This is a genomic window from Janthinobacterium sp. LS2A, from assembly GCF_036543145.1.
GTDB classification, from domain to species: Bacteria; Pseudomonadota; Gammaproteobacteria; order Burkholderiales; family Burkholderiaceae_D; genus Janthinobacterium; species Janthinobacterium aestuarii.
In genome coordinates, this window is record NZ_JAZHPB010000008.1 from 39,806 (window position 1) to 65,266 (window position 25,461).

A 25,461-nucleotide genomic window follows, 5' to 3' on the forward strand; every position below is an offset into this window, starting at 1 on the left:
AGCCGCCATGTTGATCAAGCGCAGTCCCAACGGCATTGAGTTGCCGTATTCTTCCGAAATCACGCCGCGCGCCGTATTCGAATCGCGCCGCAGCTTCATCAAGCAAGTGGCGCTGGGCTCCGTGTCCAGTGCGGCCTTGCTGGAAATGGCCAGCCGCGAAGCGTTCGCGCAAGGCACCAATCCCAAGCTGGCTGCCAAGCTCAATCCTGCCTATTCCGCGCTGGACAAGCAGACGGCCTATAAAGACGCCACCAGCTACAACAATTTCTACGAATTCGGCACGGACAAGAGCGATCCGGCGCAAAACGCGGGCACCCTGCGCACACGGCCGTGGACGGTCAGCATCGAAGGCGAAGTCAAGAAGCCGATGACCCTGGACCTCGACGCGCTGCTGAAGCTGGCGCCGCTGGAAGAGCGCGTCTACCGGCTGCGCTGCGTGGAAGGCTGGTCGATGGTCATCCCTTGGGTCGGTTACTCCTTCTCGGAAATCATCAAGAAGGTCGAGCCGACGGGCAATGCCAAATACGTGGAATTCATCACCCTGGCCGACAAGAAACAGATGCCGGGCGTGGGCAGCCGCGTGCTGCAGTGGCCGTATACGGAAGGCTTGCGCATCGATGAAGCGAACCATCCGCTGGCGCTGCTGACCTTGGGCATGTATGGCGAAACCTTGCCGAACCAGAACGGTGCGCCCGTGCGCATGGTCTTGCCGTGGAAATATGGTTTCAAGTCAGCCAAATCCATCGTCAAGATCCGCTTCGTCAAGGAACAGCCGCGCACGTCCTGGAACCTGTCGGCGCCGTCCGAATACGGTTTTTACTCGAACGTGAATCCGAACGTCGATCATCCGCGCTGGTCGCAAGCTTCCGAGCGGCGCATCGGCGAAGACGGTTTTCTCGCGCGCAAGCGCAAGACCCTGATGTTCAACGGCTACAACGATGTCGCTTCCTTGTACGCGGGCATGGACCTGAAGAAATTCTTTTAAGGAAAGACCATGGCCCTCAATCCCACAGCCAGGCAGTTGTCGCTGCTGAAAAGCCTGATCTTTTTGCTGGCGCTGCTGCCGTTTGCACGCATGGTCTGGCTGACGTACACGGGGCAGTTGGTGGAGCCGTTGGAATTCATCACGCGCGGCACGGGCGACTGGACCCTATATTTCCTGTGCATCAGCCTGGCGGTGACGCCCTTGCGCCGTATCACGCAGTGGAATTGGCTGATCAAGCTGCGGCGCATGCTGGGCCTGTTCGCCTTTTTCTACGCGGCGCTGCACTTCACCACCTTTTTATGGTTCGATCACTTTTTCGATGTGCAGGAAATGTGGAAGGACGTGCTCAAGCGCCCGTTCATCACGGTAGGCTTTATCGCTTTCGTGCTGCTCATTCCGCTGGCCGTGACGAGCACGAACGGCATGGTCAAACGACTGGGTGGCAAGCGCTGGCAGTGGCTGCACCGGCTGATCTACATCATCGCGCCGCTGGGCATCTTGCACTTCTGGTGGATGAAGGCGGGCAAGAATAATTTCGCGCAACCGATCCTGTTCGGCAGCATCGTCGCGCTACTGCTGTTAATCCGCGTTTATTTCGCCTGGAGCAAGCGGGAGAAAAGCGCCAGGGCGGCCAAGGCTGCCACCCCGGTACGCTCGGCTTAGGTTGCCGGCACGATCACCGGTGGCGGCGGCACGGGCGCCGGTTCGACGGGGCCTTTGGCTGGCGCGCCTTTGGCCGCGGGTGGCTTGGGCAGGTACAGGGGGCCGGTCTGGCCGCAGCCGGCCAGGACGCTAGAAACCACAATGGCGGTGCCGATATAAAACGCTGAGGATGACTTCACGATTAGAATCACGGTTTGATTAAGATCTTTGGAGTGTAGCATGAGCGAATCGGAATTCCTGGCCCTGGCCGAAGCCACCCTGACCCAGATCGAGGCGGCGCTGGACCGGCTGAACGATGAAGACGTGCTCGACGTCGAATGCAGCCGTAGCGGCAATGTGCTGGAAATCGAGTTCATCGATAACGGCACGAAAATCATCGTCAACAGCCAGGCCCCCATGCGCGAAATGTGGGTGGCCGCCCGTTCCGGCGGTTTCCACTACAAGCGCGTGGGCGACGAGTGGATCAACACGCGCGACGGCTCCGAACTGTTCGCGGCCCTGTCGGCCATGGCCAGCGAGCAGGCGGGCGCGCCGGTGGTCCTGAAGTAACTCTGACTGCCGTGGCAATAAAAAAAGGGCAGCCTTTGCAGGCTGCCCTTTTTGCATGATTACCGTTTAAAACAACTCGTTCTTCACGGCTTCTTTCGCTTTCTCTTCCTCCGGCGTGCCGCGCGCCGCGCCTTCCAGGCTGCCTACGCCCGTGCCCGGTGGATTTTCCGCATAGTAGTACTCGTCGCCCACGTGGATCAGGCCTTCCGGCACGGCGCGTTCCTCGACGGGAATGCTTTTCAGAGCTTTCGCCATGTAGCTGATCCAGATCGGCAAGGCCAGGCCGCCGCCCGTTTCGCGGTTGCCCAGGTTGCGCGGCTGGTCGTAGCCGATCCAGGCGATACCGACCAGCTTGGCCTGGTAGCCGGCAAACCACGCATCGATGGAATCGTTGGTCGTGCCCGTCTTGCCGGCCAGGTCGGGACGCTTCAAGGCCATGGCTTTATTGGCCGTGCCGAAGCGCACGACGTCGTTGAGCATGCTGTTCATCATGAAGGCATTGCGCTCGTCGATGACCCGGTTGGCTTCCTCGCCCGCGAGGTCCGGCTTGGCTTGCGACAACACATTGCCATCGCTATCGGTGACCTTGGCGATCAGGTACGGGTTGACCTTGTAGCCGCCATTGGCGAACACGGCATAGGCGCCCGCCATCTGCAGCGGCGTCACGTTGCCGGCGCCCAGGGCCAGGGTCAGGTATGGCGGGTTTTTGTCCGCGTCAAAGCCGAAGCGCGTCGCGTATTCCTGGCCATACTTGGCGCCGATCTTGTGCAGGATGCGGATGGAAATCATGTTTTTCGATTTCATCAAGCCCTTGCGCATGGTCATCGGGCCATCGTATTTACTGTCGTAGTTCTTCGGTTCCCACGCCTGGCCGCCCGTCTGGCCCGCGTCGAACGAGATCGGCGCATCGTTGATGATGGTGGCCGGCGACAGGCCCCGTTCCAGCGACGCGGAATAGATGAAGGGCTTGAAGGCCGAACCTGGCTGGCGCCATGCCTGCGTGACGTGGTTGAACTTGTTGCGGTTGTAATCGAAACCGCCCACCATGGCGCGGATGGCGCCGTCGGTGGTGCTGGCCGAGACGAACGCCGATTGCACTTCCGGCATCTGCGTCAAGACCCAGGCATTGCCTTCTTGCATGACGCGGATCACGGCGCCGCGCTTGATGCGGCGGTTCGGCGCCGCTTTTTCCGACAGCCAGGCCGCGCCGAAGGTCAGGCCGGGGCCGGTAATGGTGATTTCCTCGCCGGCCGAGGTGACGGCCTGCAGCGATTTGGGTGACGCCTGCAGCACCATGGCGGCGATGATGTCGTCGCTGTCCGGATGGTCGGCCAGTTCCGTTTCGATCGCATCGTCCGCTTCGGCCTTGGTTTTCGGAATTTCGATATACGCTTCCGGGCCGCGGTAGCCGTGGCGTTTTTCGTAATCCATCACGCCCTTGCGCAAGGCGATGTAGGCGGCATCTTGGTCGGCCTTGGTAATGGTGGTATAGACGTTCAGGCCGCGCGTATAGGTGTCTTCCTTGAATTGCTCGTAGACGAGCTGGCGCGCCATTTCCGACACGTATTCTGCATGCACGCCAAAGGCGCTGCTGTCGGTTTTCACTTTCAGCTCTTCATTCTTGGCTTCCGTGTATTGCTCTGGCGTGATGTAGCCCAGCTGCGCCATGCGCTGCAGAATGTATTGCTGGCGCATGCGCGCGCGTTTCGGATTGACGACGGGGTTGTAGGCCGACGGCGCCTTCGGCAAGCCGGCCAGCATGGCCGCTTCGGCCACGGTCAGGTCCTGGATATTCTTGCCGAAATAGATTTGCGCGGCCGAGGCGAAGCCGTAGGCGCGCTGACCCAGATAAATCTGGTTCATATACACTTCCAGGATCTGGTCCTTGCTGAGGTTTTTCTCGATCTTCCAGGCCAGCAAGACTTCATACGCCTTGCGTTTCAAGGTCTGTTCGCTGGACAGGAAGAAATTGCGTGCCACCTGCTGCGTGATGGTCGAGGCGCCTTGCTTGGCGCCACCCGTCAGGTTGTGCAGGGCCGCGCGCGTGATGCCCAGGTAATCGACGCCGCCATGTTCATAGAAGCGGTCATCTTCGATGGCCAGCACGGCTTTCTTCATGACATCGGGAATATCCTTGATGTGCACCATGTTGCGCCGCTCTTCACCGAACTCGCCGATCAGCACGCTGTCGGAGGTGAAAATGCGCAGCGGCATTTTCGGCTTGTAATCGGTCAGGGTATCGAGCGCCGGCAGGTTCGGATACGCCATGGCCAGGCCGAATACCACCAGCAGCACGCCGACGACGCCCAGGCCCAGGAACGATACCAGGGCCATCAGCAAAAAGCGTTTGGGTTTGCTGCCCTTCTGGGGCGGTTTCGAGCCAGCGTTGCCAGCGGATTTTGAAGATGTCATGCGTGTCATGTCTTTCAGTAAATTTATGCCGGTCAATTATAAGCGAGCTTGCCGGGGTGGCAGCGCGCTGTGGCGCTTGCCGGGGGAGACAGTCGAAACTTGCCGATACTCTATATAAGCGTGTATTGGCCCGCTGGCAACCAGGATTTGGTAACAATTATCCTGCGCCAGATCACGGCCCTGCCAGATAGGCGCCGCGCGCCGCAGACTCCAGCGTGAAATCCATTTACAAGCCAGCGCTGCCGGGACTAGGCTTTCGGGTGGCAGGACCTCCTTCCACGCTGACTTTTCTCTATGAAAAACATGTCCATCAGCAGTTTTCTTGGCACCGGCTTGCTGGGCGTCGACATGGCGGACGATGCCGTACGCGTGGTCGAGTTGAGGCGCCGGCGGGGGAAACTGTCGTGCCGGCATTACGGCAGTTCTGCGCTGGCCGCAGGAGTGATGTTTGAAGGCAATATCGAAGATCTGCAGGGCCTGGCCGATGCCGTGCGTCAGGCTTATCGCGACAGTGGCAGCGGCTGCACCCGCGTGGCGCTGGCCATGCCGGCCACGGCCCTGATCACGCATGCGATCCGCCTGCCTGCCGGATTGCCGGAGGAGCAGCTGGAAATCCTCGTGGAACTGGAAGCGGCGCAATACATGCCGTTTCCGCTGGAAGACGCCAGTCTGGATTTTGTCATGCTCGGCCCCGCGCCGCCGCTTGCCGGCCAGGCAGGCAGCGAGATCGACGTGCTGCTGGTGGCGGCGCGGCGTGCCAGCGTGCAGCACCGTCTCGATGCGGCCAAGGCGGCCGGGTTGACGCCGGTCATCATGGATAGCGAGGCGCTGGCCTTGCAGGCGGCGCTCGCACAGGGCGGCTGGCAAGCCTTGTCCGACGGCGGCGTGGCGTACCAGTTGGCCTGGGGCCTGGCCATGCACCGGTACGCCCGATGAAGACCGTGGCGAAAGTGCCGTGTATCAACCTTTTGCCATATCGCCAGGCGGCGCGCCGCAAGCGCATTCAGTGGCTGCTGTGGCAACTGGCCGGCGGGGCGCTGATGGGATTGCTGCTGGCCCTGGCGGCAGGCGCCTGGCTGCAACAGCAGCTCGACGCACAGCTGCGCCGCCAGGAGGACTGGCAACATCGCATGCAGCAAGTCAATGTCGTCCTTGCCGCGGGCAAGCGGGTGCAGGGCGAGACGGCGGCGCTGCTGCAGCGCCAGCAGGCCATTGCCAGTTTGCAAGAGCAACGCCATGCCTGGGTGCGCATGCTGGCGGCTCTGGCCCGGGCGATGCCGACTGGCGTGGCCTTGCACAGTGTGCGCCAGGAAACGGCGATGGTGCGCCTGCAAGGGCAGGCCGTGTCGCAGGACAAGGTCGCGGCATTGCTGTTGGCGCTGGAGCAGGCCGCGCCCTGGTCCCGCCCTGAAGTGCTGGAAGTGCGCGGCGCGGCCGATGGCGCCGTGGAATGGACGATACGGCTGGCTTTGGCACCTGCTGGGCAATCTTAGTCGTGGAGGTTGATCATGCTGAGCTTGAAGACCGCATCGCTGTGGCCGTTACCGGCGCGCCTCGCTTGCGCCGCCCTGGCCGGTGCGCTGGTGGCCGCGCTGCTGCACGCCGTGTGGCTGGCTGGAATGATGGCCGCCGTGCAGGCGGCGCAAGGCGAGGAGGGCCGCTTGCGCACCGATTATCTGGCGGCGCAGGCCAGGGCGAAGCAGTTGCCGCAGTGGCGTGCAGAGCAGGGCCAGGCCGGCGCCGAACTGGCCCTGCTGGAACAGCAATTGCCGGACCAGCAAGCAATGGCGGCGCTGTTGACGGACATTAACGCCGCCGGCCAGGCGCGCGGCCTGCAATTTTCACTGTTCAAGCCGGGTGCTGCGCGGCCGCAAGCGCCGTATGTCGCCTTGCCGATCGCCATACAGTTGCGCGGCGGCTACCACGCCATGGGCGCGCTGCTGGCGGACCTGGCGCGCTTGCCGCGCATCGTCACCGTGCATGCGCTGGCCCTGACCCTCGGCAAGGACCGCTTGCTGACCCTCGATGCCGTGTTGCAAGCGTATCGCTTGCCCGAAGCGGGGGAACTGGCGGCGCAAGCGGTATTGGCACCCAAGGCGGGCGCGCCCGTAGTGACACCAACTTGGCGTCCGCTTGCCGCTGTCGCGCCGCATCCCTACGAGGCCGCCGCCCTGGCTGATCCTTTTAACGCCTTGCCGCCCGCGCCCAGTCAGCAGGGTGGCGTGGCGGGGCCCGACCCGCGGCGAATGCGCGAACCGCTGGAAAGCGTGGCCTTGCCGGCCATCAGCATGGTTGGCAGCGTGCAACAGGATGGGCGCCTGAGCGCATTGCTGCTGGCGGGCCAGCGCGTGTACCGGGTGGCGGTGGGCCAATATCTGGGACCGGACCACGGCCAGGTCACGCAAATCAGTGAACAGGCGCTGCAATACAAGGAGCTGCTGCAGGATGGGGGAGGCGGGTGGCGCGAGCGGCGCGGCAGCCTGGCCTTGCAGGTGGCGGGGGCTGCTCCGAAGGCCAGCCTGCCCGAGGCGGCGCCATGAGGCCGCACCGCATGCTCCTGGCCGTGATGCTGTGCCTGCATGCCGGCGGCCTTGCCCAGGAAGCCGTGGTGCAGGTGTCGGCGCCGCGCCTGTATGCGGGCGACAAAATCTCCGTCGATTTCCAGAACGTGGGCGTGCGCGCGGCCCTGCACATCCTGGCCGATGCATCGGGGCAAAACATCATCGCCAGCGACAGCGTGGCTGGCAATGTGACCGTGCGCTTGCGCGACTTGCCGTGGGACCAGGCGCTCGACGTGCTGCTGCAGGCCAAGGGACTGGACATGCGGCGCAATGGCAACGTGCTGTGGATCGCGCCGCGCGAGGAAATCCTTGCGCGCGAAAAGCTGGAACTGGAACAGCGCGCGCAGATCGCGGAACTCGAACCGTTACAGTCAGCCATTTTCCAGCTCAATTACCAGAAGGCTGAAGCGTTCCGCACCGTGTTCGGCCTGGACGCGGGGGAAGGGCGCAGCCGGCTGCTGTCGCGCCGTGGCAGCGTGCTGATCGAGCCGCGCACGAATCAGCTGTTCGTCACCGACGTGCCGGCGCGCCTGGAACAGATCCGCCAGCTGATCGCCAAGACGGATATTGCAACGCGACAAGTGATGATCGAGGCGCGCATCGTCGAGGCGAACGACAGTTTCAGCCGCAACCTGGGCGCGCGCCTGGGTTTTACGGACCAGCGCCTGGCGGCAGGCCAGCTGCCAGGTTTTTCCCTAGGCGGCATCGGACGCCGCGCGGCTGTCGGCGGCAGCTACCAGGGCGTGGGCGAGGCGACGGGGCAAACGGTGGCCGGCAGCGGCGCCTTCGTGCCGAACACGCAATTCGTCAATTTGCCGGCCGCCAGCATCAATGGCTTGCAGCCGGCCAGCTTCGCCCTGAGCCTGTTTTCGGCGGCCGCCAACCGCTTCCTGAACCTGGAATTGTCGGCGCTGGAAGCGGACGGCCGGGGCAAGATCATTTCCAGCCCCCGCGTGGTGACGGCCGACAAGGTACTGGCGCTGATCGAGCAGGGCATCGAGCTGCCCTACCAAGTGGCCACCAGCAGCGGCGCCACGTCGATCACGTTCCGCAAGGCGAATTTGCGCCTGGAAGTGACGCCACAGATCACGCCGGATGGCAACGTGGTGCTGGAAGTGGACGTCAACAAGGATAGCGTGGGCCAGGAAACCCGTTCCGGCTTCGCCATCGACACCAAGCATGTGCGCACGCAAGTGATGGTGGAAGACGGCGGCACGGTGGTGCTGGGCGGTATTTATCAGCAATCCGAACGGGGCACGGACAGCAAGGTGCCGATTCTTGGCGACATTCCCGTACTCGGTGTTTTTTTCCGCAGCACGGGCCGCAGTCAAGAAAAAACGGAACTAATGGTGTTTATTACGCCGAAAATAGTGGCAGATCGGCCAGCAACACGTTAATGTCACATCTTTACGTTTAAGTAACAATGCAAACGAAAGCGGACTGATGGCGACTATGCGGAATGTATCTTTGAGCAACACTTATTGGAGTCGGGTATCGAATTGGCTGGTCTTGCTGGCGCTGGGCGCCTTGCTGGCCGCATGTGGCGGCGGTGGCGGCGACCCGACCCTGGGTGTCAAGGATGGCGCGAATGCCGGTGTCGGCAGCGTGGTACTGGTGGCTGGCGCAACAACGATTGTGGCATCGGGCGCGGACGGGACGGAAGTCGTGCTGACGGCAGTGGTGAAAAATCCCGGCAATAATGCCATGACTGGCCAGACGGTGACCTTCACCGCCAGTTCCGGCACCATCAGCAACACCAACCGCGTGACGGATGCGAATGGCACGGTGACGGAAAAACTCAGCGTGAAGGGCGATGCGGGCTTGCGCGACATTACCATCAAGGCCAGCAGCGGCGGCGTCGAGTCGGCCCCCGTGGTGGTGAAAGTGGTGCCTGTCACCTCGGGTATTGCCAGCTTGCTGCTGACCTCTTCCGGCGGCACTCTGGCGTCGTCGGGCGGTACCGCCGTCAACATGATCGCCTTTGTCAAAGACGCCAACAATGCCGTCGTGCCCAATGCCAGCGTGACATTCAGTGCCGATTCGGGCGCGCTGGGTGCGACAAAGGTCAATACCAATGCGCAGGGACAGGCGCTGGTCAGCCTGAATACGGGGGGCGACGCCAGCTTGCGCACGATCAAGGTCACGGCCAGCGCAGGCGCGCAGACGGCCAGCACGGACATCGGCGTCAGCGGCACCCGGCTGGTCATCAGTGCCTTTTCAACGGTGAACCTGAAGACGAGCACCGACATGGTGGTCAAGCTGGTCGATTCGAGCGGCAATCCCCTCGTTGGCAAACCGGTGACCTTCAGCGCCCGCAGCAATGCCATCACGGTCAAGGGCGGCGGCGCCAGTCCCGCGCTGACGGACAACAACGGCCAGCTGGTGTTGAGCTACAACGCCCAGGCAGGCAGCAGCGACAGCATCAGCGTCAAGGCGCAGGGTGACAGCGTCGTCTTGCCAATTGCAATCAATGCATCGAACTTCACGATCAATGCCGTGTCGGGAGGCAATGTTGCCTTGGCGACCTTGAACACGAACACCTGCTATGCGGTGACGGTGCATAGCGATGTGGCTGGCGTGCCACAAACGGGCAATGTGCGTTTCAGCACGTCGCGCGGCGCCATCTACCAGGACGCCGCCTGCGGCACGCCATTGCAGGCGCCGCTGGCGCTGGTGGGCGGCAATGCCATCGCTTACGTACAAGCCAGCGGCGCCGGCCTGACCGCCCTCACGGCGAAGTACGAAGACAGCGGCGCCTCGGTACAGTCGGAAGTGGAGTTCGTTGCGCCACTGACGGCCCAGGCCACGATCAGCCTGCAAGCCGACCCGGCGGTCATTGGCGCCAATACGGCCGGCAGCACGGCGCAGCGCAGCGCCTTGCGCGCCATCGTGCGCGATGGCACGGCGGAAAACAACCTGGTCAAGAATGCACAGGTGAGCTTTTCGATCCAGAACGATGCCAGCAATGGTTCTCTGAGCTCGCCTTCGCTGGTTGCCACCGACAGCGATGGCGTGGCCACGGTCAGCTACATCGCGGGGCAGGGCACCACCGGTGTCGATGGCGTCGTTGTCAAAGCGCAACTGCAGGGTGTGTCGAGCAATGCGGCCACGGTCAAGCTGACGGTGACGAAAAAATCGCTGTTCATCAGCGCCGGCAGCGGCAATGCGCTCGACGCCTCCGACAGCAGCACCTACCGCAAGACGTATAGCGTGTTTGTGACGGATGCCGCCGGCAACCCCGTGCCGGACGTGATCATCACGGCCGCCGCCTGGCCACGCTATTATTACAAGGGCTATCTGCAATATTCCCAGGCTGCCCAGTCGTGGGTGGTGGCGGCCGCGTTGAAGTGCGACAATGAAGACCGGGACCGCAGCGGCACCTTCAATCCGAATAACGACCTCAATCTGAATGGCCGTCTGGACCCGGGCATTCCGCTCAATCTGTCGACCGGCGGCAAGACCGACAGCTCGGGAACGGCGCTCGTCACCCTGACTTATCCGCGCGACAGGGCCCACTGGCTGGACGTCGAATTGACGATTCGCGGCAATAGTTCCGGGACGGAGGCAACTTATGTCGGTTACACTTTGCTTCCGGGGCTGGCGACGGACTTTAACCGCGTGGATATTTCACCGCCAGGCGTCATTAGTCCGTATGGACAAGCCACTGATTGTCGTAATCCAAATTAACTGTCGCAGCACATGCAAAATCTGTTTTTAGTAGGCCTCATGGGCGCAGGCAAAACCACGATCGGGCGTATCCTGGCCCGCAAGCTGGGCTTGCGCTTTGTCGATTCCGACCACGAAATCGAAGCACGCACGGGAGCGACCATCCCGTGGATCTTTGAAATCGAGGGCGAGGCCAGCTTTCGCCGGCGCGAAGCCGAGGTCATCCGTGACCTGAGCGCCCAGGAAGGCATCGTCATGGCCACCGGTGGCGGGGCCATCCTCAACGCCGACAGCCGCGCCTACCTGAAGGAGCGGGGCACGGTCGTGTACCTGCGCGCCAGCGTCAGCAACATCCTCGCGCGCACCAGCCACGACAAGAACCGTCCCCTGCTGCAGACGGCCGACCCGCGCCGGAAGCTCGAAGAATTGACGGCGCAGCGCGAGCCCCATTACATGGAAGTGGCCGACATTGTGATCGACACGGGCCGTCCTAACGTACAATCGATGGTTCAGACCATCCTGATGCAGCTGGCCAGCCTCGAATGCGAGGCCTCGCCCAACTGCGTCATTCATGCAGAGCCTTCGATGAACGAGCAATCCAAAATGTTGTTGAGCGTAGACCTCGACGAACGCAGTTATCCGATCGCCATCGGTCCTGGCCTCTTGGCCGATGCCGATGCGCTGCTGCGCCATATCAGCGGCCACAAGGTGGCCATCGTCACCAATACCACCGTCGCGCCGCTGTACCTGGGCCGCCTGCAGGCGGCACTGGCCAGCGATGGCCGCGAAGTGATCAGCATCGTCCTGCCGGACGGCGAAGAATATAAAAACTGGGCCAGCCTGATGCAGATCTTCGATGCGCTGCTGGCCAACAAATGCGACCGCAAGACCACCCTGGTGGCGCTGGGCGGCGGCGTGATCGGCGACCTGACCGGCTATGCGGCAGCGAGCTACATGCGCGGCATCGGCTTCGTGCAGGTGCCTACCACTTTGCTGGCGCAGGTCGATTCCTCCGTCGGCGGCAAGACGGGCATCAACCACCCTCTGGGCAAGAACATGATCGGCGCCTTCTACCAGCCGCGCGCCGTGATCGCCGACACCTCGACCCTGGAAACCCTGCCGGCGCGCGAGCTGTCGGCGGGTCTGGCCGAAGTGATCAAGCATGGCGCCATCATCGACGCCGCGTTTTTCGACTGGATCGAGGCGAACATGGCCAAGCTGATGGCGCGCGACAAGGGCGCCCTCGCGTATGCGATCGCCCGCTCGTGCGAAATCAAGGCTGACGTGGTGCGCCAGGACGAGCGCGAAGGCGGCTTACGCGCCATCCTGAATTTCGGCCATACCTTCGGCCACGCCATCGAGGCGGGCCTGGGCTACGGCCACTGGCTGCACGGCGAAGCCGTCGGCTGCGGCATGGTGATGGCGGCCGATCTGTCGTGCCGCATGGGCTATATCGACCAGGCTGCCGTCGAGCGCGTGCGCAAGCTCGTCGCCGCCGCTGGCCTGCCGATCAAGGCGCCGGACCTCGGTGTCGAGCGCTGGCTGGAACTGATGGAGGTCGACAAGAAGAACGAGGGCGGCGCCATCAAGTTCATCCTCTTGAAACCGCTGGGCAGCCCGTGCATCACGTCCGCACCGCACGAACTGGTGCTGGCCGCCCTGGCCGCCGGAGTGCAATAACATGCTGCCGGAAGACTTCCTCGCTCCCTATGCGGCCCATTCGGCACAGGGGCAGGGACGTCGCTTTGCCGAGGCGCCGCACGCCTCGCGCAGCCAGTTCCAGCGCGACCGCGACCGCATCATCCATTCCTCGGCCTTCCGCCGCCTCGAATACAAGACCCAGGTTTTCCTCAACCACGAGGGAGACCTGTTCCGCACGCGCCTGACGCACAGCCTGGAAGTGGCGCAAGTGGGCCGCTCGATCGCGCGCAACCTGCGCCTCAATGAAGACCTGGTCGAAGCCATCGCGCTCGCGCATGACCTGGGCCACACGCCGTTCGGCCACGTGGGCCAGGACGTGCTCAATGAATGCATGCAGGAGCATGGCGGCTTCGAGCACAATCTGCAAAGCCTGCGCGTGGTCGACACCCTGGAAGAGCACTACGGCGCCTTCGATGGCTTGAACCTGATGTTCGAGACGCGCGAAGGCATCCTGAAACACTGCTCCTTGACGCATGCGCGCGAACTGGGTCCCGTGGCGCAGCGCTTCATCGACCGCACGCAACCGACCCTGGAAGCGCAGCTGACCAACCTGGCCGATGAAATCGCCTACAACAGCCACGATATCGATGACGGCCTGCGTTCCGGCCTGATCACCATCGCCCAGCTGGAAGAGGTGGAATTCTTCGGCCGCCTGTGGCGCGACGTGCAGCAGGCGTTTCCCGGCCTGTCGGGCCGGCGCGCCATCTATGAAACCCTGCGCCGCCTGATCACGGCCCTGGCCGACGATCTGATCGTCACCTCGACCGGTCTGATTGCCGATGCCGCGCCGCGTGATGTGAACGAAGTGCGCGCCAGTGCCCCGCTGATCCGTTTTTCGGACGCCATGCGCAAGGACGCGACGGAACTGAAACGCTTTTTACGGGCGAATCTGTACCGCCACTACCAGGTCAACCGCATGCGCGTAAAGGCCAGCCGCATCGTGCGCGAACTGTACGACAGCTTCATGGCCGAACCGGCCCTGCTGCCGCCCGACTATCAGCTCAAGGATGGCGACGTCACGCAGCAGGCGCGCAAGATCGCCGACTACATCGCCGGCATGACGGACCGCTATGCGATCCGCGAGCATCGCAGGCTGTATTCGCTCGACGAGCTGTAACGGTCCCTGCGGGCACCGATCTACCCCTTGGGATGAATTGTCAACGTAGGTCGGATTAGGCCGCAGGCCGTAATCCGACAACATTGTTGGCGCGGCCGGTGGTGGCGTCGGATTACGCGCTTGCGCGCTAATCCGACCTACCCGCTACTCCGCATTGTCGATCCTGTCAATTGGCATGATCATCTAGGTCCCCGCACTATCACCCCAATACCCCCGCAGCACCTTCTTTTCTATCATGGCAGCAAGTCAACAAGGGCTTGCCGCCCATAGTCAAGGAGAGTGTCATGATTGAATCGCGCCGCAGTTTCTTGCGCGCCTTGCCAGCCGTAACGATCGGGGCGGCCATCGCGCCGCTGCCAAGCAAGGCGGCCACGAAGGGCGAAGGCGGCCAGCGCTGGGCGATGGTGGTCGATGTGCAGAAGTGCATCGGCTGCCAGGCTTGCACGGTCTCCTGCATCATGGAAAATGCCGTGCCGGAAAACAGCTTCCGCACCGTCGTCTCGACCTATGAAGTCAAGGAAGAGAACCGCTGCGGCACCTACATGCTGCCGCGCCTGTGCAACCACTGTGCCAATCCTCCCTGCATTCCCGTCTGTCCCGTGGGCGCCACCTTCCAGCGCAAGGATGGCGTCGTCGTCGTCGATGGCGACCGCTGCGTGGGCTGCGCCTACTGCGTGCAAGCGTGTCCGTACGACGCGCGCTTCATCAACCACGAGACGGGCAAGGCCGACAAATGCACGTTCTGCGCGCACCGCGTCGATGAAGGCTTGCTGCCGGCCTGCGTGGAAACCTGCGTGGGCGGCGCGCGCATCTTCGGCGACCTCAATGACCCGGAAAGCCTGGTGCACCAGCTGCTCACCGAGAACAAGGTGAAGGTACTCAAACCCGAGCAGGGCACCCAGCCCCACGTATTTTATTTGGGACTGGACACGCGCTTCGCCGGCCACGTCGAAGGCGAAGCGACTCTTTGGCAACCGAGCAAACACGGGAAATAAACCATGGACAGCCACATCACCGAAATTGTCAACGTCACGCGCGAAGCGGCATGGCTGCCGTGGGCGGTGCAGTATTTTTTCCTCATCGGCCTCAGTTACGGCAGCTTCATGCTGACCTTGCCGTACTTCGTCTTCGGCCGCAAGGCGTATGAACGCCTGGGGCGTATCGCGCTGCTGGCGTCCCTCGTGTGCGGCATGACGGCGCCGGTGGCGCTGCTGGCCGACCTGCACGGGCCGGGCCGCTTCTACCATTTCTATATCTACTTCCAGCCGCAATCGTGGATGTCGTGGGGCTCGTTCTTTATTCCCCTGTATCTGGGTTGCCTGATGCTGTACGCGTGGCTGGCGCTGCGCGTGGATTTTGCCACGCGAGGGCAGGGACATGACCGACTTGCCTTTGCCTACCGCCTGCTGGGGCGTGGTGGCGCCGCTTCCTTGCGCGCCATCCGCATCGCCGCCGTTTGCACCTTGCTGGCCGCCTTCGTGGTGGGCCTGTACACGGGGATGGAAGTGATGGTGGTGCGTGCCCGTCCCCTGTGGTTCACGCCCTTCCTGCCGGCGCAATTTGCGGCCACGGCCTTTGTTGGCGCCGTGGGCCTGGCGCTGCTGTTCAACCGCTTCCTGCCGGGTCGCGAGCAGGCGCTGGAAGTATCGCTGAACCGCGCGCTGGCCCTGTCGCTGGCGCTGGTGCTGGCCCTGGGCGGCGGCTGGCTGTTCGTGAGTCTCTCTGGCGTGAGCGCCAGCCACAGCATGGCGTTCACCCAGGTGGCGGGCATGCCGCAATGGCAGTTCACGGCTGTCTGGGCCGTGCTGTCCTCCATTGTGCCGATGGCGCTGGCCATCTGGCGCCCGGCCACGAGTGGCCTGGTCAACGGCCTGATCGCGCTGCATAGCGCCTGGATGATGCGCTGGACGATTTTCATCGGCGGCCAGACGATCCCGAAAACGGGCGCGGGCCTGTACGACTACCACCTGCCGATGGGGAATGATGGCTTGATGGGGATTATCGGCACGGCCGGCCTGTGGATCGCGCTGCTGTTGCTGATGCTGGAATTTTTGCCATGGGCCGGACGCATGCTGCGCAATCGTCCCGCCATGGCCACGCACTGAGGAGCTAGAAATGAACGAACACACACACGACGACGTCCCTGAAGACGACAATGAAAAGCGCCGCAAGCTGCTGCGCTATGGCGCCATCGGCGGCGGCCTGGCCGCGTTTGCCGCCAGCTTTTCTACCACGGCCGGCCGCATGGTCGACCACGCGCTGGGCAAAGACAAGCCTGTGCAGAAACTGCACGGCAATTCGCTGCCGCCCGAGTTTTCCGTCGACACGGCCACGGGCAAGCTGACAGTCAATCCGGACCAGCAGGTCAGCTACACCATGTGCATGGGCTGCACCACGTTTTGCGGCGTGCGCGTGCGCCTCGATAAAAAAAGCGGCAAGGTCTTGCGCGTGGCGGGCAATCCGTACAGCCCCCTGTCGGCCGATCCGGCGCTGCCATATCAAACGTCGATACGCGACAGCTTCGTGTCGCTGTCGCGCTTCCAGGAAAAGGGCTTGAAAGGCCGCTCGACGGCTTGCGGCCGCGGCAACGGCGTGCTGGAACAGATGGAGTCGCCGTTTCGCGTGCTGGCGCCCATGAAGCGCGTGGGACCGCGCGGCGGCGGCCAGTGGGAACCGATCGCCTTTGATCAACTGGTCAAGGAAGTGACGGAAGGCGGCGACCTGTTTGGCGAAGGCCACGTGCAGGGGCTGCGTGCCTTGCGCGAGCTGGAAAAACCGATCGATCCGGCGCAGCCGGAACTGGGCCCGCAAGTCAATCAGGTGGGCTTGATGTGCAGCACCGACGATGGCCGCCTGGCGTTCGGCACGCGCTTTTTCAAGCAGTCGTACGGCAGTCTGAACCTGGTCAACCACGGCTCGTATTGCGGCGGCGCCTACCGCAGCGGCTCGGGCGCCATGTTCGGCGACATGAAGAAAATGCCGCATGCGAAAGTGGACCTGGAAAACACGAAGTTCTGCATTTTCGTCGGCACGGCGCCGGGCAATGCGGGCAACCCGTTCAAGCGCCAGGGCACTTTGATCGCGAAAGCCCGTTCGGGCAAGCGCGAATTCAGCTATGTCGTCGTCGACCCCGTGCTGACGAATGCGGACAGCCTGGCCGCGGGCGACCGCAGCCGCTGGGTACCGATCAAGCCGGGTACGGACGGCGCGCTGGCCATGGCCATGATCCGCTGGATCATTGAGCACGAACGTTATGACCGCAACTTCCTCGTGCAGCCGAACCTGAAGGTGGCGGAAGCGGCGGGCGAGGCCGCCTGGTGCAACGCCACGCATCTGATCATCAACGAGAAGGGCCACGCGCGCGACGGCCGCTACCTGCGTGCGTCGGACATCGGCGCGGTGGAACTGGCGGAAGAAGAGCGCTACAAGGATGGCGACGCCTTCTGCGTGATCGACTCTGCCACGCAAGCCATCGTGCCGCACAGCACGGCCAAGGGCGAGGCGCGCCTGTTCTTCGACGGCCCGCTGGACGTGGCCGGCGCGCCGCTGCACCTGAAGACGGCGATGACGATGCTCAACGAGGAAGCGCAGCGCCACAGCATGGATGACTACGCGGCTGCTTGCGGCATCGGGCGCGACATCATCGAAGGCCTGGCGCAGGAACTGACCAGCCATGGCAAGCGCGCGGCCGTCAATGCGCACGGCGGCATGATGTCGGGCGCCGGCTTTTACAACGCGTATGCGCTGGTCATGCTCAATACCCTGATCGGCAATCTGAACCGCAAGGGCGGCACCCTCGTCAATGGCGGCAGCTTCAAGGATGCGGGACCCGGCCCGCGCTACAACCTCGAGAGTTTTGGCGGCGAGATCAAGGCGGCCGGCATGCCGATCGGGCGCAATGTGCCGTATGAAAAAACCTCGGAATTCAAGCTGAAGAAAGAAGCGGGCAAGGCGTATCCGGCCAGGGCGCCGTGGTATCCGAACGCGCCCGCGCTGGCGACCGAGTGGCTCACCAGCGCCATGAACGGCTACCCCTACACTTTGAAGGCGCTGATACTGTGGAGCTGCAATCCCGTCTACGGCATCACGGGCTTGCGCGCGCAGATCGGCAAGGAGCTGGCCGATCCGAAGAAGATTCCCCTGATCGTCGCCATCGACCCCTTCATCAATGAAAGCTCGGCCTTTGCCGATTACCTGCTGCCCGATACCTTGCTGTATGAAAGCTGGGGCTGGGCTGGCGCCTGGGGCGGCATGCCCGTCAAAATGAGCACGGCGCGCTGGCCCGTGGTCGAACCGCGCGTGCAAAAGACACCGGACGGCCAGACCATCTGCATGGAATCGTTCTTCATCGCGCTGGCCAAAACGATGGCCTTGCCCGGCTTCGGCCCGGACGCCTTGCAGGACATGGATGGCCAGCGCTTTCCCCTGCAGCGCGCGGAAGACTGGTATCTGCGCGGCGGCGCCAACATCGCCTGGCAGGGAAAAACGTCCGTGCCTGACGCGAGCGACGACGACATCGACCTGTCCGGCGTGGCGCGCATCCGTCCCGAGCTGGAACGTACCCTGAAGCCGGAAGAGTGGCGCAAGGTGGCCTTCATGCTGGCGCGGGGAGGGCGCTACCAGAGCTATGGCGAGATGTTCGGCCTGCGCCTGCCGCCACCGGCGAATGCCAAGGCGCCGGCAGTACCTGCACCCGTGACCGACGAATCGCCGTATCCGCAGGACTGGTCCACGCACCGTTACCTGAAACCGATGATGCTGTACAACGAGGGCCTGGGCGTGAGCAAGAACAGCTTGAGCGGCAAGCGTTTTCCCGGCACGCCCGCGTGGCGAGTGGCGGCGTTTGCCGATGGCACGCCCGTACGCAAAGCCTATCCGGCCAGCGAGTGGCCTTTCGAGCTGATCAGCTTTAAATCGGCGCTGCAAAACTCGTACAGCATCGGCGCGCGGCGCTTGCGCGGCATCCATCCCGACAACCCGGTCGCCGTGCACCCTGACGACGCGGCCCGCTTGAAGCTGCAAAATGGCGACGTGATTTACCTGGAAACGCCGGGCGGCAAGGCCAGGGCCACGGTGATGCTGCGCCACGGCGTGCAGCGCGGCGTGATCGCCATCGAGCACGGTTTCGGCCACAAGGAGCACGGCGCGCGCGCCCACCGCATCGGCAAGTCGCGCCAGCCCGATGAACCGGCCATCGGCGCGGGCATCAACTTGAACGACCTGGGCTTGACGGATCCGAGCCGCGGCGACAAGAACGTGTTTGTCGATCCCGTTTCGGGCACGGCTGTGCGGCAGGGACTGCCGGCGCGTATCGTGCGGACTTAGATTTGTCCACTAGTTGGTAGGTCGGATTAGCGTAGCGTAATCCGACAGACAGCCTAAATCGCCCCACCCGCCATCAGCAGCCGGGCCACCTCGGCTGCCGAATGCAGGCCCAGTTTTTCCATCGTGTTATGGCGGTGCACCTGCACCGTCTTGTCGCTGATGCCCAGTTCGCGGGCGATGACTTTCGACGCTTTTCCTTCGGCCATCAGCAGCGCCACTTCGCGTTCGCGCGCCGTCAATGTCGCCAATGCTGCCTGTGCCGTATTTGTGCTGGCGGCGCTGCGGCTTTCTTCCACGCTGCGGGCCACGGCGCGCGAGACGGCGTCCAGTAGCACCTGGTCCTTGCATGGCTTTTCCAGAAAATCGCAGGCGCCTGCCTTCATCGTCTGCACGGCCATGGCCAGGTCGCCGTGGCCGCTGAGGAAAATCACGGGCAGCGCGATCGCGTGACGCGATAGTTCCTGCTGCAATTCCAGCCCGCTCATCAAAGGCATGCGCACGTCGAGCAGCAAGCAGCCGGGCGCATGGCCCGCGTAGCGCTGCAGGAAATCGCGCGCCGATTCGAACGTCTGCACTTTCCATCCGGCTGAATCGAACAGATAGGCCAGCGAGCGGCGCATGGCGGCGTCGTCGTCGACGACAAAGATGATGGCATCGCTTTCATTCATGGTGTTTCCTCTTGCATTTCCTTGTGCGCTTCCATATGCGTATCTTCAGGGAGCCGGAACCAGACCGTCAAGCCTGGCGCATCAGCGTTGGCGTGCGCCGACAGGCTGCCGCCGAAAGATTCGATGATGCTTTTGCTGAGTGACATGCCCAGTCCCAGTCCTTCGGCTTTGGTGGTAAAGAACGGTTCGAACAATCGCGCCATCTGCGCTGCCGGCAGGCCGCATCCCGCGTCGCGCACGGCTACCGTGCAGGCGCCATTTTCACGGTGCAGCAGCACGCCGATCGGATGCTGCGGATTGCCGTTTTCCACCTGCGCATCGAGCGCGTTTTTAAGCAGATTGAGTAGCACCTGCTGCACTTGCTGCGGGTCGGCCAGCACGCGCGGCTCAAGATTGCAGCCTTCGTGGTTCCAGCTGATATGGGCGTGCGGATGTGCGGCGCGGAACAGCGATACGGCTTGCTCGACGGCGCCGGCCAGGGCGAAAGCCGTGCTGTGCGCGGGTCGCTTTTGCGCCATCGCGCGGATATGCCGGATGATGGCGCCCGCGCGCTCGCTTTGCGTGGCGATTTCCTGCGCGCCGTCGAGCAGGGGCGCCGCGTCGAGCCGGCCGGCCGCGATGCGGCGCGCCATGCCGCGCGCGAAATTGCCGATGGCCGCCAGCGGCTGGTTCAATTCGTGCGCGATGGCGCTGGCCATTTCGCCCAGGATCGCCAGGCGCGCCGTGTGGTCGAGCGTGGCCTGGCGCTGGCGCGCCTGCTCTTCCAGCGCGCGCTGCTGGTGCTGGGCCGCGCGCAATTGCTCCGTGCGCCGGCTGACCAGGTATTCCACGCGCACCGTGTGCACGGCCCAGGCAATAAGTAGGGCCAGCACCAGCAGCATCCAGCCCCAGTAGCGGCGCAGCGCCGTCTCGAAGGTCAGCTTGTCCAGGTAGGCGTAGGGGCCGATGTGCAAGTCGCGGAACAGTTCATCGACGATCTGGTAATCGCTGGGCACCGTCCAGCTGTAGCCTTCGCTGGTGCGCGGCATGGCCAGCAGGGCTTGCGCCACTTTTTTTGCCAGCGCGGGCGGCGTCTGGCGCAGGGCCACGAAGGGCCAGTCCGGATACAGCCGCGACGAGCTGACGCAGCGAAAGCCGGGTATCGGGCGCGTCGTGATCACGCGCAGTTCCTCGGCGCGCACTTCGCCGCGCGCCACCATCTGTTCGAGCAGGCAGGTGCGCACGATGCCCGCATCCATGTGCCCGGACCGCACGGCGTCGACGATCTGCTGCGAGGGAAAGCCGCTGTAGCGCAGGCTGGCAAAATCGTGCGCGGGATCGATGCCCGCTTCGCGCAGTTCGCGCGCGGCGATCTGGTAGCCGCCAAAGGCGTCGGGCGCCACGGCCATCACATTCTTTCCCGCCAGGTCGGCCAGGTCATGCAGCGGCGACGCGCTGCGCACGACGATGGCCGAGCCGATGGCCTGGCGCGGCGAGTCCGTCCATGGCGATTCCAGGGTGGCGATGCGGCTGGCGCCGTCGCTGTGTTCGAGCGCTACATAGTGGCCGCTGCTGGTGATGGCGAAGGCGATCGCTTGCGATTGCACGGCGCGCGTCAGGCCCGCCTGGTCGTAGTCGGCCAGGATGAAACTGATGCCGGGAATGCTGGCCTGCAGGTGGCGCGTCACGTACGACCAGTCCTGCTGCACGGCGTCGCCGCCCTTGTAGGCGAGTACGCCTATTCTGACTTCCGGCAGCGCCGTGTCGGCATGCACTGGCGAGAACAGGATCGCCAGCGCCAGTACGGCAAGCCTGCGCACTAAAACATGCTGCGCTGCGCCGAACGCGCATCGCCGAACAGGTCCAGCAGCAGTTTCTTGATCGGTGCAGGCAGCGGCGCATCGGCGATTTTCGCGCCGTCGTACCAGACGTGCGTCGCTTCTCCTGCCAGCGCCAGACGGCGCGCCACGGTGATACGGCAGGGGACGATGTACAGCTTGTAGTGGGTGAAGACGTGGACGATGGGCAGCAGCCGTTCCTGCGATTCGATTTCGCCGAACGGCGCCACGGCGCGCGCCAGCGCATCCTGGTCGATGTCGCGCGGACAGTCCTCGCCGGCCAGCACGTGGCCATCGAGTTCGGGCAGGGACAGCAAGCCGCCCCAGATGCCCGAACCGGGACGCTGTTCCAGCAGCACCTGGCCATCGTCGATGATGACGAGCATGACGGCGTGTTTTTCCGGGCTGGTTTTCTTCGGTTTGCGCACAGGTAAGTCTTTAACCCGATCGGTGGCGTAGGCCACGCAGCGCGGCTGCAGCGGGCAGCGGCCGCAATCGGGGCTGCTGCGCGTGCACAGGGTGGCGCCGAAGTCCATCAGGCCCTGCGTGTAGGCTTCGATGCCGGTGTCAGGCAGCAGCGCTTCGGCGCGGCGCCACATGGCTTCCTCGACCCGCTTTTCGCCGGGATAGGCGTCGATGCCAAACGTGCGCGCGAACACGCGCTTGACGTTGCCATCCATGATGGCAGCGCGCGTGCCGCTGGAAAACGCGGAGATGGCGGCGGCCGTCGAGCGGCCGATGCCGGGCAGGTCGGCCAGCAGGGCCGGGTCGCTGGGGAACACGCCGTCGTATTCGGCCACCACGCGCTGCGCGCACTTGTGCAGGTTGCGCGCCCGCGTGTAGTAGCCAAGGCCGCTCCACTGCGCCATCACGTCTTCGACAGGCGCGCTAGCGAGGTCGCGCAAGGTGGGGAAGCGTTCGAGGAAGCGCGCGTAGTAGCCGAGGACGGCGGTGACCTGCGTTTGCTGCAGCATGATTTCGGACAGCCAGATCAGGTAGGCATCACGCGTGTTTTGCCAGGGCAGCGCGTGGCGGCCATGCTGCTTTTGCCAGGCGATGACGGTGGCGGAAAAAGTCGGGTCGACATAATCTTCAAAAGGTGCCATGCCCGTGGCGGGCGAGAGCGGATGCAGCAAACGTTTCATGCAGGATTCCAGTGTTCTGTTGTCTATGTTGCGCTGGCCGCGCGCAAAGTGGCCAGCAATTGCGCCAGCTGCGCCTTGTCGCGTTCGAGTGCCGCCAGGCTCGCCTCGAAGCCGGCGATTTTCTGTTCCAGGCTGCCCGTCGCGTCGTGGATGCGCTGGATCGAGGCAAAGCGCAGTTTCAGCTGTTCCTTGTACTCGACGATCTGCGCTTCGAGCGGCGCCATGATGACTTTCAGCCAGGCGCTGGCGTCGTCATTGGCGTTGGTGAAACTGCGGCGCACGCGCGAGGCGATGGTGTCGAAGAATTTTTCCATCAGCACGACGCGGCTGGTGGTGAGCAGGGTCGCCGTGCCGAACTGCTTATGGTAGACGGCTTCGATGTCGGCGATTTCCTGGCGGTAGCGGGCCAGCGAAAACGGCATCGGCAAGGCCAGCGCCAGGCCATGTTCGGAAGCGAATTTGCGGTACATCACGTTCATCATTTCCGTGATCTCGGCCGTCTTGCCTTCCGAACGGTCCAGGTTGCTGGCAATGCGCTCGAAATACTGGCGCACGGCTTCGCGCAGGCCCGTGAAAAAGCGGCTGCGCTGCATGGCGGCGCGCACGCCGTCGATATCGTCGCGCACGATGTCCATGCCCAGGCTTGTGTACAGTTCCGTCGACAGGCGGGTAAACACGGCGCGCGTCGCCTGCAGCTTGAACAGGCTGCTGTCGAATTCCTTTTTCTCGATGTCGATGCGCCGCATCATGTGTGCGATCACGCTCTGGTTCTTGCCGCGCAGGCTGTGCAGCTCATGCAACTGCTCGGCGATGCCGCGCGCGCGGGCCGCCGCCTGCACCTGCTGCGCCGCTTCGATGGCGTCCAGGTCGAATGCCAGCTGGCGCCGGATGATGTCCTTGCGCGCGGGGATCAGCTCCTCGAACAGGGCCGTCTCCAGCGGCAGCAAGCGGCTCTTTTCCAGCAGCGCCGCATCGTCGTTGATTTTGCCCACGAGAGCCTTTTGCGCCGAGACGGGAAACACCTGGCTCGCGTCGAGTGTCAACAGATGCGCCACGCTGGCCTGCTGGCGTTCGATCGCCTGCGCCACCTCGGCATCGCCGCGCAATTCGTCCCACATGCTGTCGATCTTGTTGAGCACCACCAGGCGCCCCGCACCGGCGCCGATATGGTTGCGCCATACCTCGATATCGCTGCGCGTGACGCCCGTGTCGGCCGCCAGGATGAACAGCACCGCGTGCGCATTCGGGATCAGGTTCAGGGTCAGTTCCGGTTCCGTGCCGATGGCGTTCAAGCCCGGCGTGTCGAGGATGACCAGGCCCTGTTTCAGCAGCGGATGGGGGAAGTTGATGATGGCGTGGCGCCACATGGAGATTTCCACCTGGCCGTCCTCGTCGAGCATGGCGGGGGCATCCGCGTCGTCGGCGTCGTACAGGCCGTAGCGCGCCGCTTCCTCGACGCTGACTTTTTTCGTCAGGCTGACCTGGCGGATCGCTTCCTGCATGTCGCCGCCCGCCTCGATATTCAGTGGCAGGACGGTCCAGGCGGCGGGCAGGTCGCGGTAGTCGCTGGTCGACAGGTTCTGCGCGCGCGTCTCGATGGGCAGCAGCCGGATCGAGGGCGGCCAGGCCGCGTCGTACAGCAGCTCGGTGGGGCACATGGTGGTACGTCCCGCGCCCGATGGCAGGATGCGCTGGCCGTAGCCGGCAAAGAAGATGGCGTTGATCAGCTCGGATTTTCCGCGCGAGAATTCCGCCACGAAGGCGACAGATAAACGGTCGTCGAGCAGGCGGGAACCACAGCGCGCCAGGCGCAGCGCGGAGGCGCCGTCGACCAGGCCCGCCGCGCTGGCGGCTTGCCGGTATGCCTGCAAGGCGGCCTGCACGTCCTGCCGCCAGGCGCTGTATTGTTCCAGGTCTCTGACCATCTGCTCCCCTTTACCTATGACTTACTTTTGACAATTCACGCAGTAGAACGTGGAACGCTGTCCCTGCACGATCTGGCGGATAGGCGCGCCGCACACGCGGCAGGGCTTGCCCGCGCGGTTGTACGTGAAATACGTCTGCTGGAAGTAGCCGGACTGGCCGTTCACGCCGATGAAGTCGCGCAGGGTGCTGCCGCCTTGCACGATGGCTTCGGCCAGCACGTCGCGGATCGCCTGCGCCAGTTTTTCGTAGCGCGCCAGGCCGATGCGCCGGGCTGGTGTCTTCGGGTTGATCCCCGCGCGGAACAGGCTTTCGGAACAATAGATATTGCCCACGCCGACGACGATGTCGCCCGCCATCAGCACCTGCTTGATGTTGGTGCCCTTGTTGCGCGTTTTTTCGAACAGCAGCTGGCCCGTGAAGCCGCCTTCCAGCGGTTCCGTGCCCAGGCCGCGCAGCAGCGCGTGACCGTCCAGCGGGCCGTCGGCCTCGTCGTGCCACAGCACGGCGCCGAAGCGTCGCGGGTCCGTCATGCGCAGCACCTGGCTGCCGCCGTCCGCATCTTCCACGACGAGGTCGAAATGGTCATGCTTTTGCGCTTCCGTCCCCGTCGGCAGCACGCGCAAATGGCCCGACATGCCCAGGTGGATGATCAGGGTGCCGTGGCGGAAGTGGATCAGCAGGTATTTGCCGCGCCGCCCCGTCAGGCCGATGGTTTGCCCCGACAATTGTTCGCCCAGGGCAGGGGGGAAGGGCCAGCGCAAGCCGTCGCGGCGCAGCACGACGGAGCGCACGGCGCGCCCTTCGAGGTGGGGCGCGACACCGCGCCGTGTGACTTCGACTTCTGGCAATTCTGGCATAGGGCTCGAATGGTTGAAAACCGGGTAAAAAAACAGGCGGCTTGCCGGCCGAGGGCTGGCCCTGGCAGG

Annotated in this window: 19 protein-coding genes and 1 pseudogene; 13 read left to right on the forward strand and 7 right to left on the reverse strand. The window is 63.8% G+C overall.

The features are described 5' to 3' along the window. The first annotated feature begins 7 nt into the window (after positions 1–7). Together msrP and V3C40_RS21355 are read left to right on the forward strand one after the other, a co-directional pair. Entirely contained in the window at positions 8–985 is a 978-nt protein-coding gene (gene msrP / locus V3C40_RS21350) for a protein-methionine-sulfoxide reductase catalytic subunit MsrP (RefSeq protein WP_034753241.1), read from the forward strand. A gap of 9 nt (positions 986–994) precedes the next feature. Then, entirely contained in the window at positions 995–1,648 is a 654-nt protein-coding gene (locus tag V3C40_RS21355; RefSeq protein WP_331778457.1) for a sulfite oxidase heme-binding subunit YedZ, read from the forward strand. Here the strand turns inward: V3C40_RS21355 and lptM are convergent. Next, positions 1,645–1,869: an LPS translocon maturation chaperone LptM gene (gene lptM, locus V3C40_RS21360; RefSeq protein ID WP_080698622.1), complete on the reverse strand. Its 225-nt coding sequence runs from the start codon at positions 1,867–1,869 to the stop codon at positions 1,645–1,647. The genes V3C40_RS21355 and lptM overlap by 4 nt on opposite strands. On the opposite strand from lptM, the gene cyaY reads away from it, so the two are divergent. Further along, entirely contained in the window at positions 1,868–2,197 is a 330-nt protein-coding gene (cyaY, locus tag V3C40_RS21365; protein ID WP_035824041.1) for an iron donor protein CyaY, read from the forward strand. The two genes, lptM and cyaY, sit on opposite strands and share 2 nt — an antisense overlap. A 66-nt stretch (positions 2,198–2,263) precedes the next feature. Here cyaY and V3C40_RS21370 read toward each other — a convergent pair whose 3' ends face one another. Beyond that, complete coding sequence (locus V3C40_RS21370) at positions 2,264–4,609, reverse strand: penicillin-binding protein 1A (RefSeq protein ID WP_034753639.1); 2,346 nt, start codon at positions 4,607–4,609, stop codon at positions 2,264–2,266. 303 nt (positions 4,610–4,912) lie between these two features. On the opposite strand from V3C40_RS21370, the gene pilM reads away from it, so the two are divergent. The 10 genes and pseudogenes from pilM to V3C40_RS21420 all read left to right on the forward strand — a co-directional run bounded on the left by pilM (position 4,913) and on the right by V3C40_RS21420 (position 18,979). Then, complete coding sequence (pilM, locus tag V3C40_RS21375; protein ID WP_070305287.1) at positions 4,913–5,545, forward strand: pilus assembly protein PilM; 633 nt, start codon at positions 4,913–4,915, stop codon at positions 5,543–5,545. Continuing rightward, positions 5,542–6,102, forward strand: a complete 561-nt coding sequence (locus tag V3C40_RS21380; RefSeq protein ID WP_331778458.1) for a PilN domain-containing protein — start codon at positions 5,542–5,544, stop codon at positions 6,100–6,102. Before pilM ends, V3C40_RS21380 begins: the two co-directional genes overlap by 4 nt. A gap of 15 nt (positions 6,103–6,117) precedes the next feature. Continuing rightward, entirely contained in the window at positions 6,118–7,149 is a 1,032-nt protein-coding gene (locus V3C40_RS21385) for a pilus assembly protein PilP (protein ID WP_331778459.1), read from the forward strand. Positions 7,150–7,241: 92 nt separating this feature from the next. Further along, positions 7,242–8,567, forward strand: a pseudogene (locus V3C40_RS21390) (type IV pilus secretin PilQ); the annotation flags it as partial. Between the two features lie 70 nt (positions 8,568–8,637). Beyond that, a complete protein-coding gene (locus V3C40_RS21395; RefSeq protein WP_331778460.1) occupies positions 8,638–10,857 on the forward strand; it encodes an Ig-like domain-containing protein in 2,220 nt (739 codons plus the stop codon). A 39-nt stretch (positions 10,858–10,896) separates the two neighbouring features. Then, positions 10,897–12,516, forward strand: coding sequence for a bifunctional shikimate kinase/3-dehydroquinate synthase AroKB (gene aroKB / locus V3C40_RS21400; protein WP_442907306.1), 1,620 nt, complete (start codon positions 10,897–10,899; stop codon positions 12,514–12,516). A 1-nt stretch (position 12,517) separates the two neighbouring features. Next, the gene (locus V3C40_RS21405) at positions 12,518–13,654 is read left to right on the forward strand and encodes a deoxyguanosinetriphosphate triphosphohydrolase (RefSeq protein ID WP_100428826.1); all 1,137 of its coding nucleotides are present in this window, start codon (positions 12,518–12,520) and stop codon (positions 13,652–13,654) included. A gap of 284 nt (positions 13,655–13,938) precedes the next feature. Then, positions 13,939–14,649 carry a sulfate reduction electron transfer complex DsrMKJOP subunit DsrO gene (gene dsrO / locus V3C40_RS21410; protein WP_051991383.1) on the forward strand — a complete coding sequence of 237 codons (711 nt, stop codon included), beginning with the start codon at positions 13,939–13,941 and terminating at the stop codon, positions 14,647–14,649. A 3-nt stretch (positions 14,650–14,652) separates the two neighbouring features. Further along, entirely contained in the window at positions 14,653–15,759 is a 1,107-nt protein-coding gene (gene nrfD, locus V3C40_RS21415) for an NrfD/PsrC family molybdoenzyme membrane anchor subunit (protein ID WP_331778462.1), read from the forward strand. Between the two features lie 10 nt (positions 15,760–15,769). Continuing rightward, complete coding sequence (locus V3C40_RS21420) at positions 15,770–18,979, forward strand: molybdopterin dinucleotide binding domain-containing protein (RefSeq protein ID WP_331778463.1); 3,210 nt, start codon at positions 15,770–15,772, stop codon at positions 18,977–18,979. A gap of 53 nt (positions 18,980–19,032) precedes the next feature. On the opposite strand, the gene V3C40_RS21425 is transcribed toward V3C40_RS21420, so the two are convergent. The 5 genes from V3C40_RS21425 to mutM are packed head-to-tail and all read right to left on the reverse strand — an operon-like array spanning position 19,033 to position 25,392. Beyond that, complete coding sequence (locus V3C40_RS21425; protein WP_331778464.1) at positions 19,033–19,647, reverse strand: response regulator transcription factor; 615 nt, start codon at positions 19,645–19,647, stop codon at positions 19,033–19,035. Continuing rightward, the gene (locus V3C40_RS21430; RefSeq protein WP_331778465.1) at positions 19,644–21,446 is read right to left on the reverse strand and encodes a sensor histidine kinase; all 1,803 of its coding nucleotides are present in this window, start codon (positions 21,444–21,446) and stop codon (positions 19,644–19,646) included. Before V3C40_RS21430 ends, V3C40_RS21425 begins: the two co-directional genes overlap by 4 nt. After that, complete coding sequence (gene mutY / locus V3C40_RS21435) at positions 21,446–22,609, reverse strand: A/G-specific adenine glycosylase (protein WP_442907307.1); 1,164 nt, start codon at positions 22,607–22,609, stop codon at positions 21,446–21,448. Before mutY ends, V3C40_RS21430 begins: the two co-directional genes overlap by 1 nt. A gap of 23 nt (positions 22,610–22,632) precedes the next feature. Next, positions 22,633–24,534, reverse strand: coding sequence for a dynamin family protein (locus V3C40_RS21440; RefSeq protein ID WP_046681686.1), 1,902 nt, complete (start codon positions 24,532–24,534; stop codon positions 22,633–22,635). A gap of 21 nt (positions 24,535–24,555) precedes the next feature. After that, a complete protein-coding gene (gene mutM, locus V3C40_RS21445; RefSeq protein ID WP_046681687.1) occupies positions 24,556–25,392 on the reverse strand; it encodes a bifunctional DNA-formamidopyrimidine glycosylase/DNA-(apurinic or apyrimidinic site) lyase in 837 nt (278 codons plus the stop codon). Positions 25,393–25,461 lie beyond the last annotated feature (69 nt).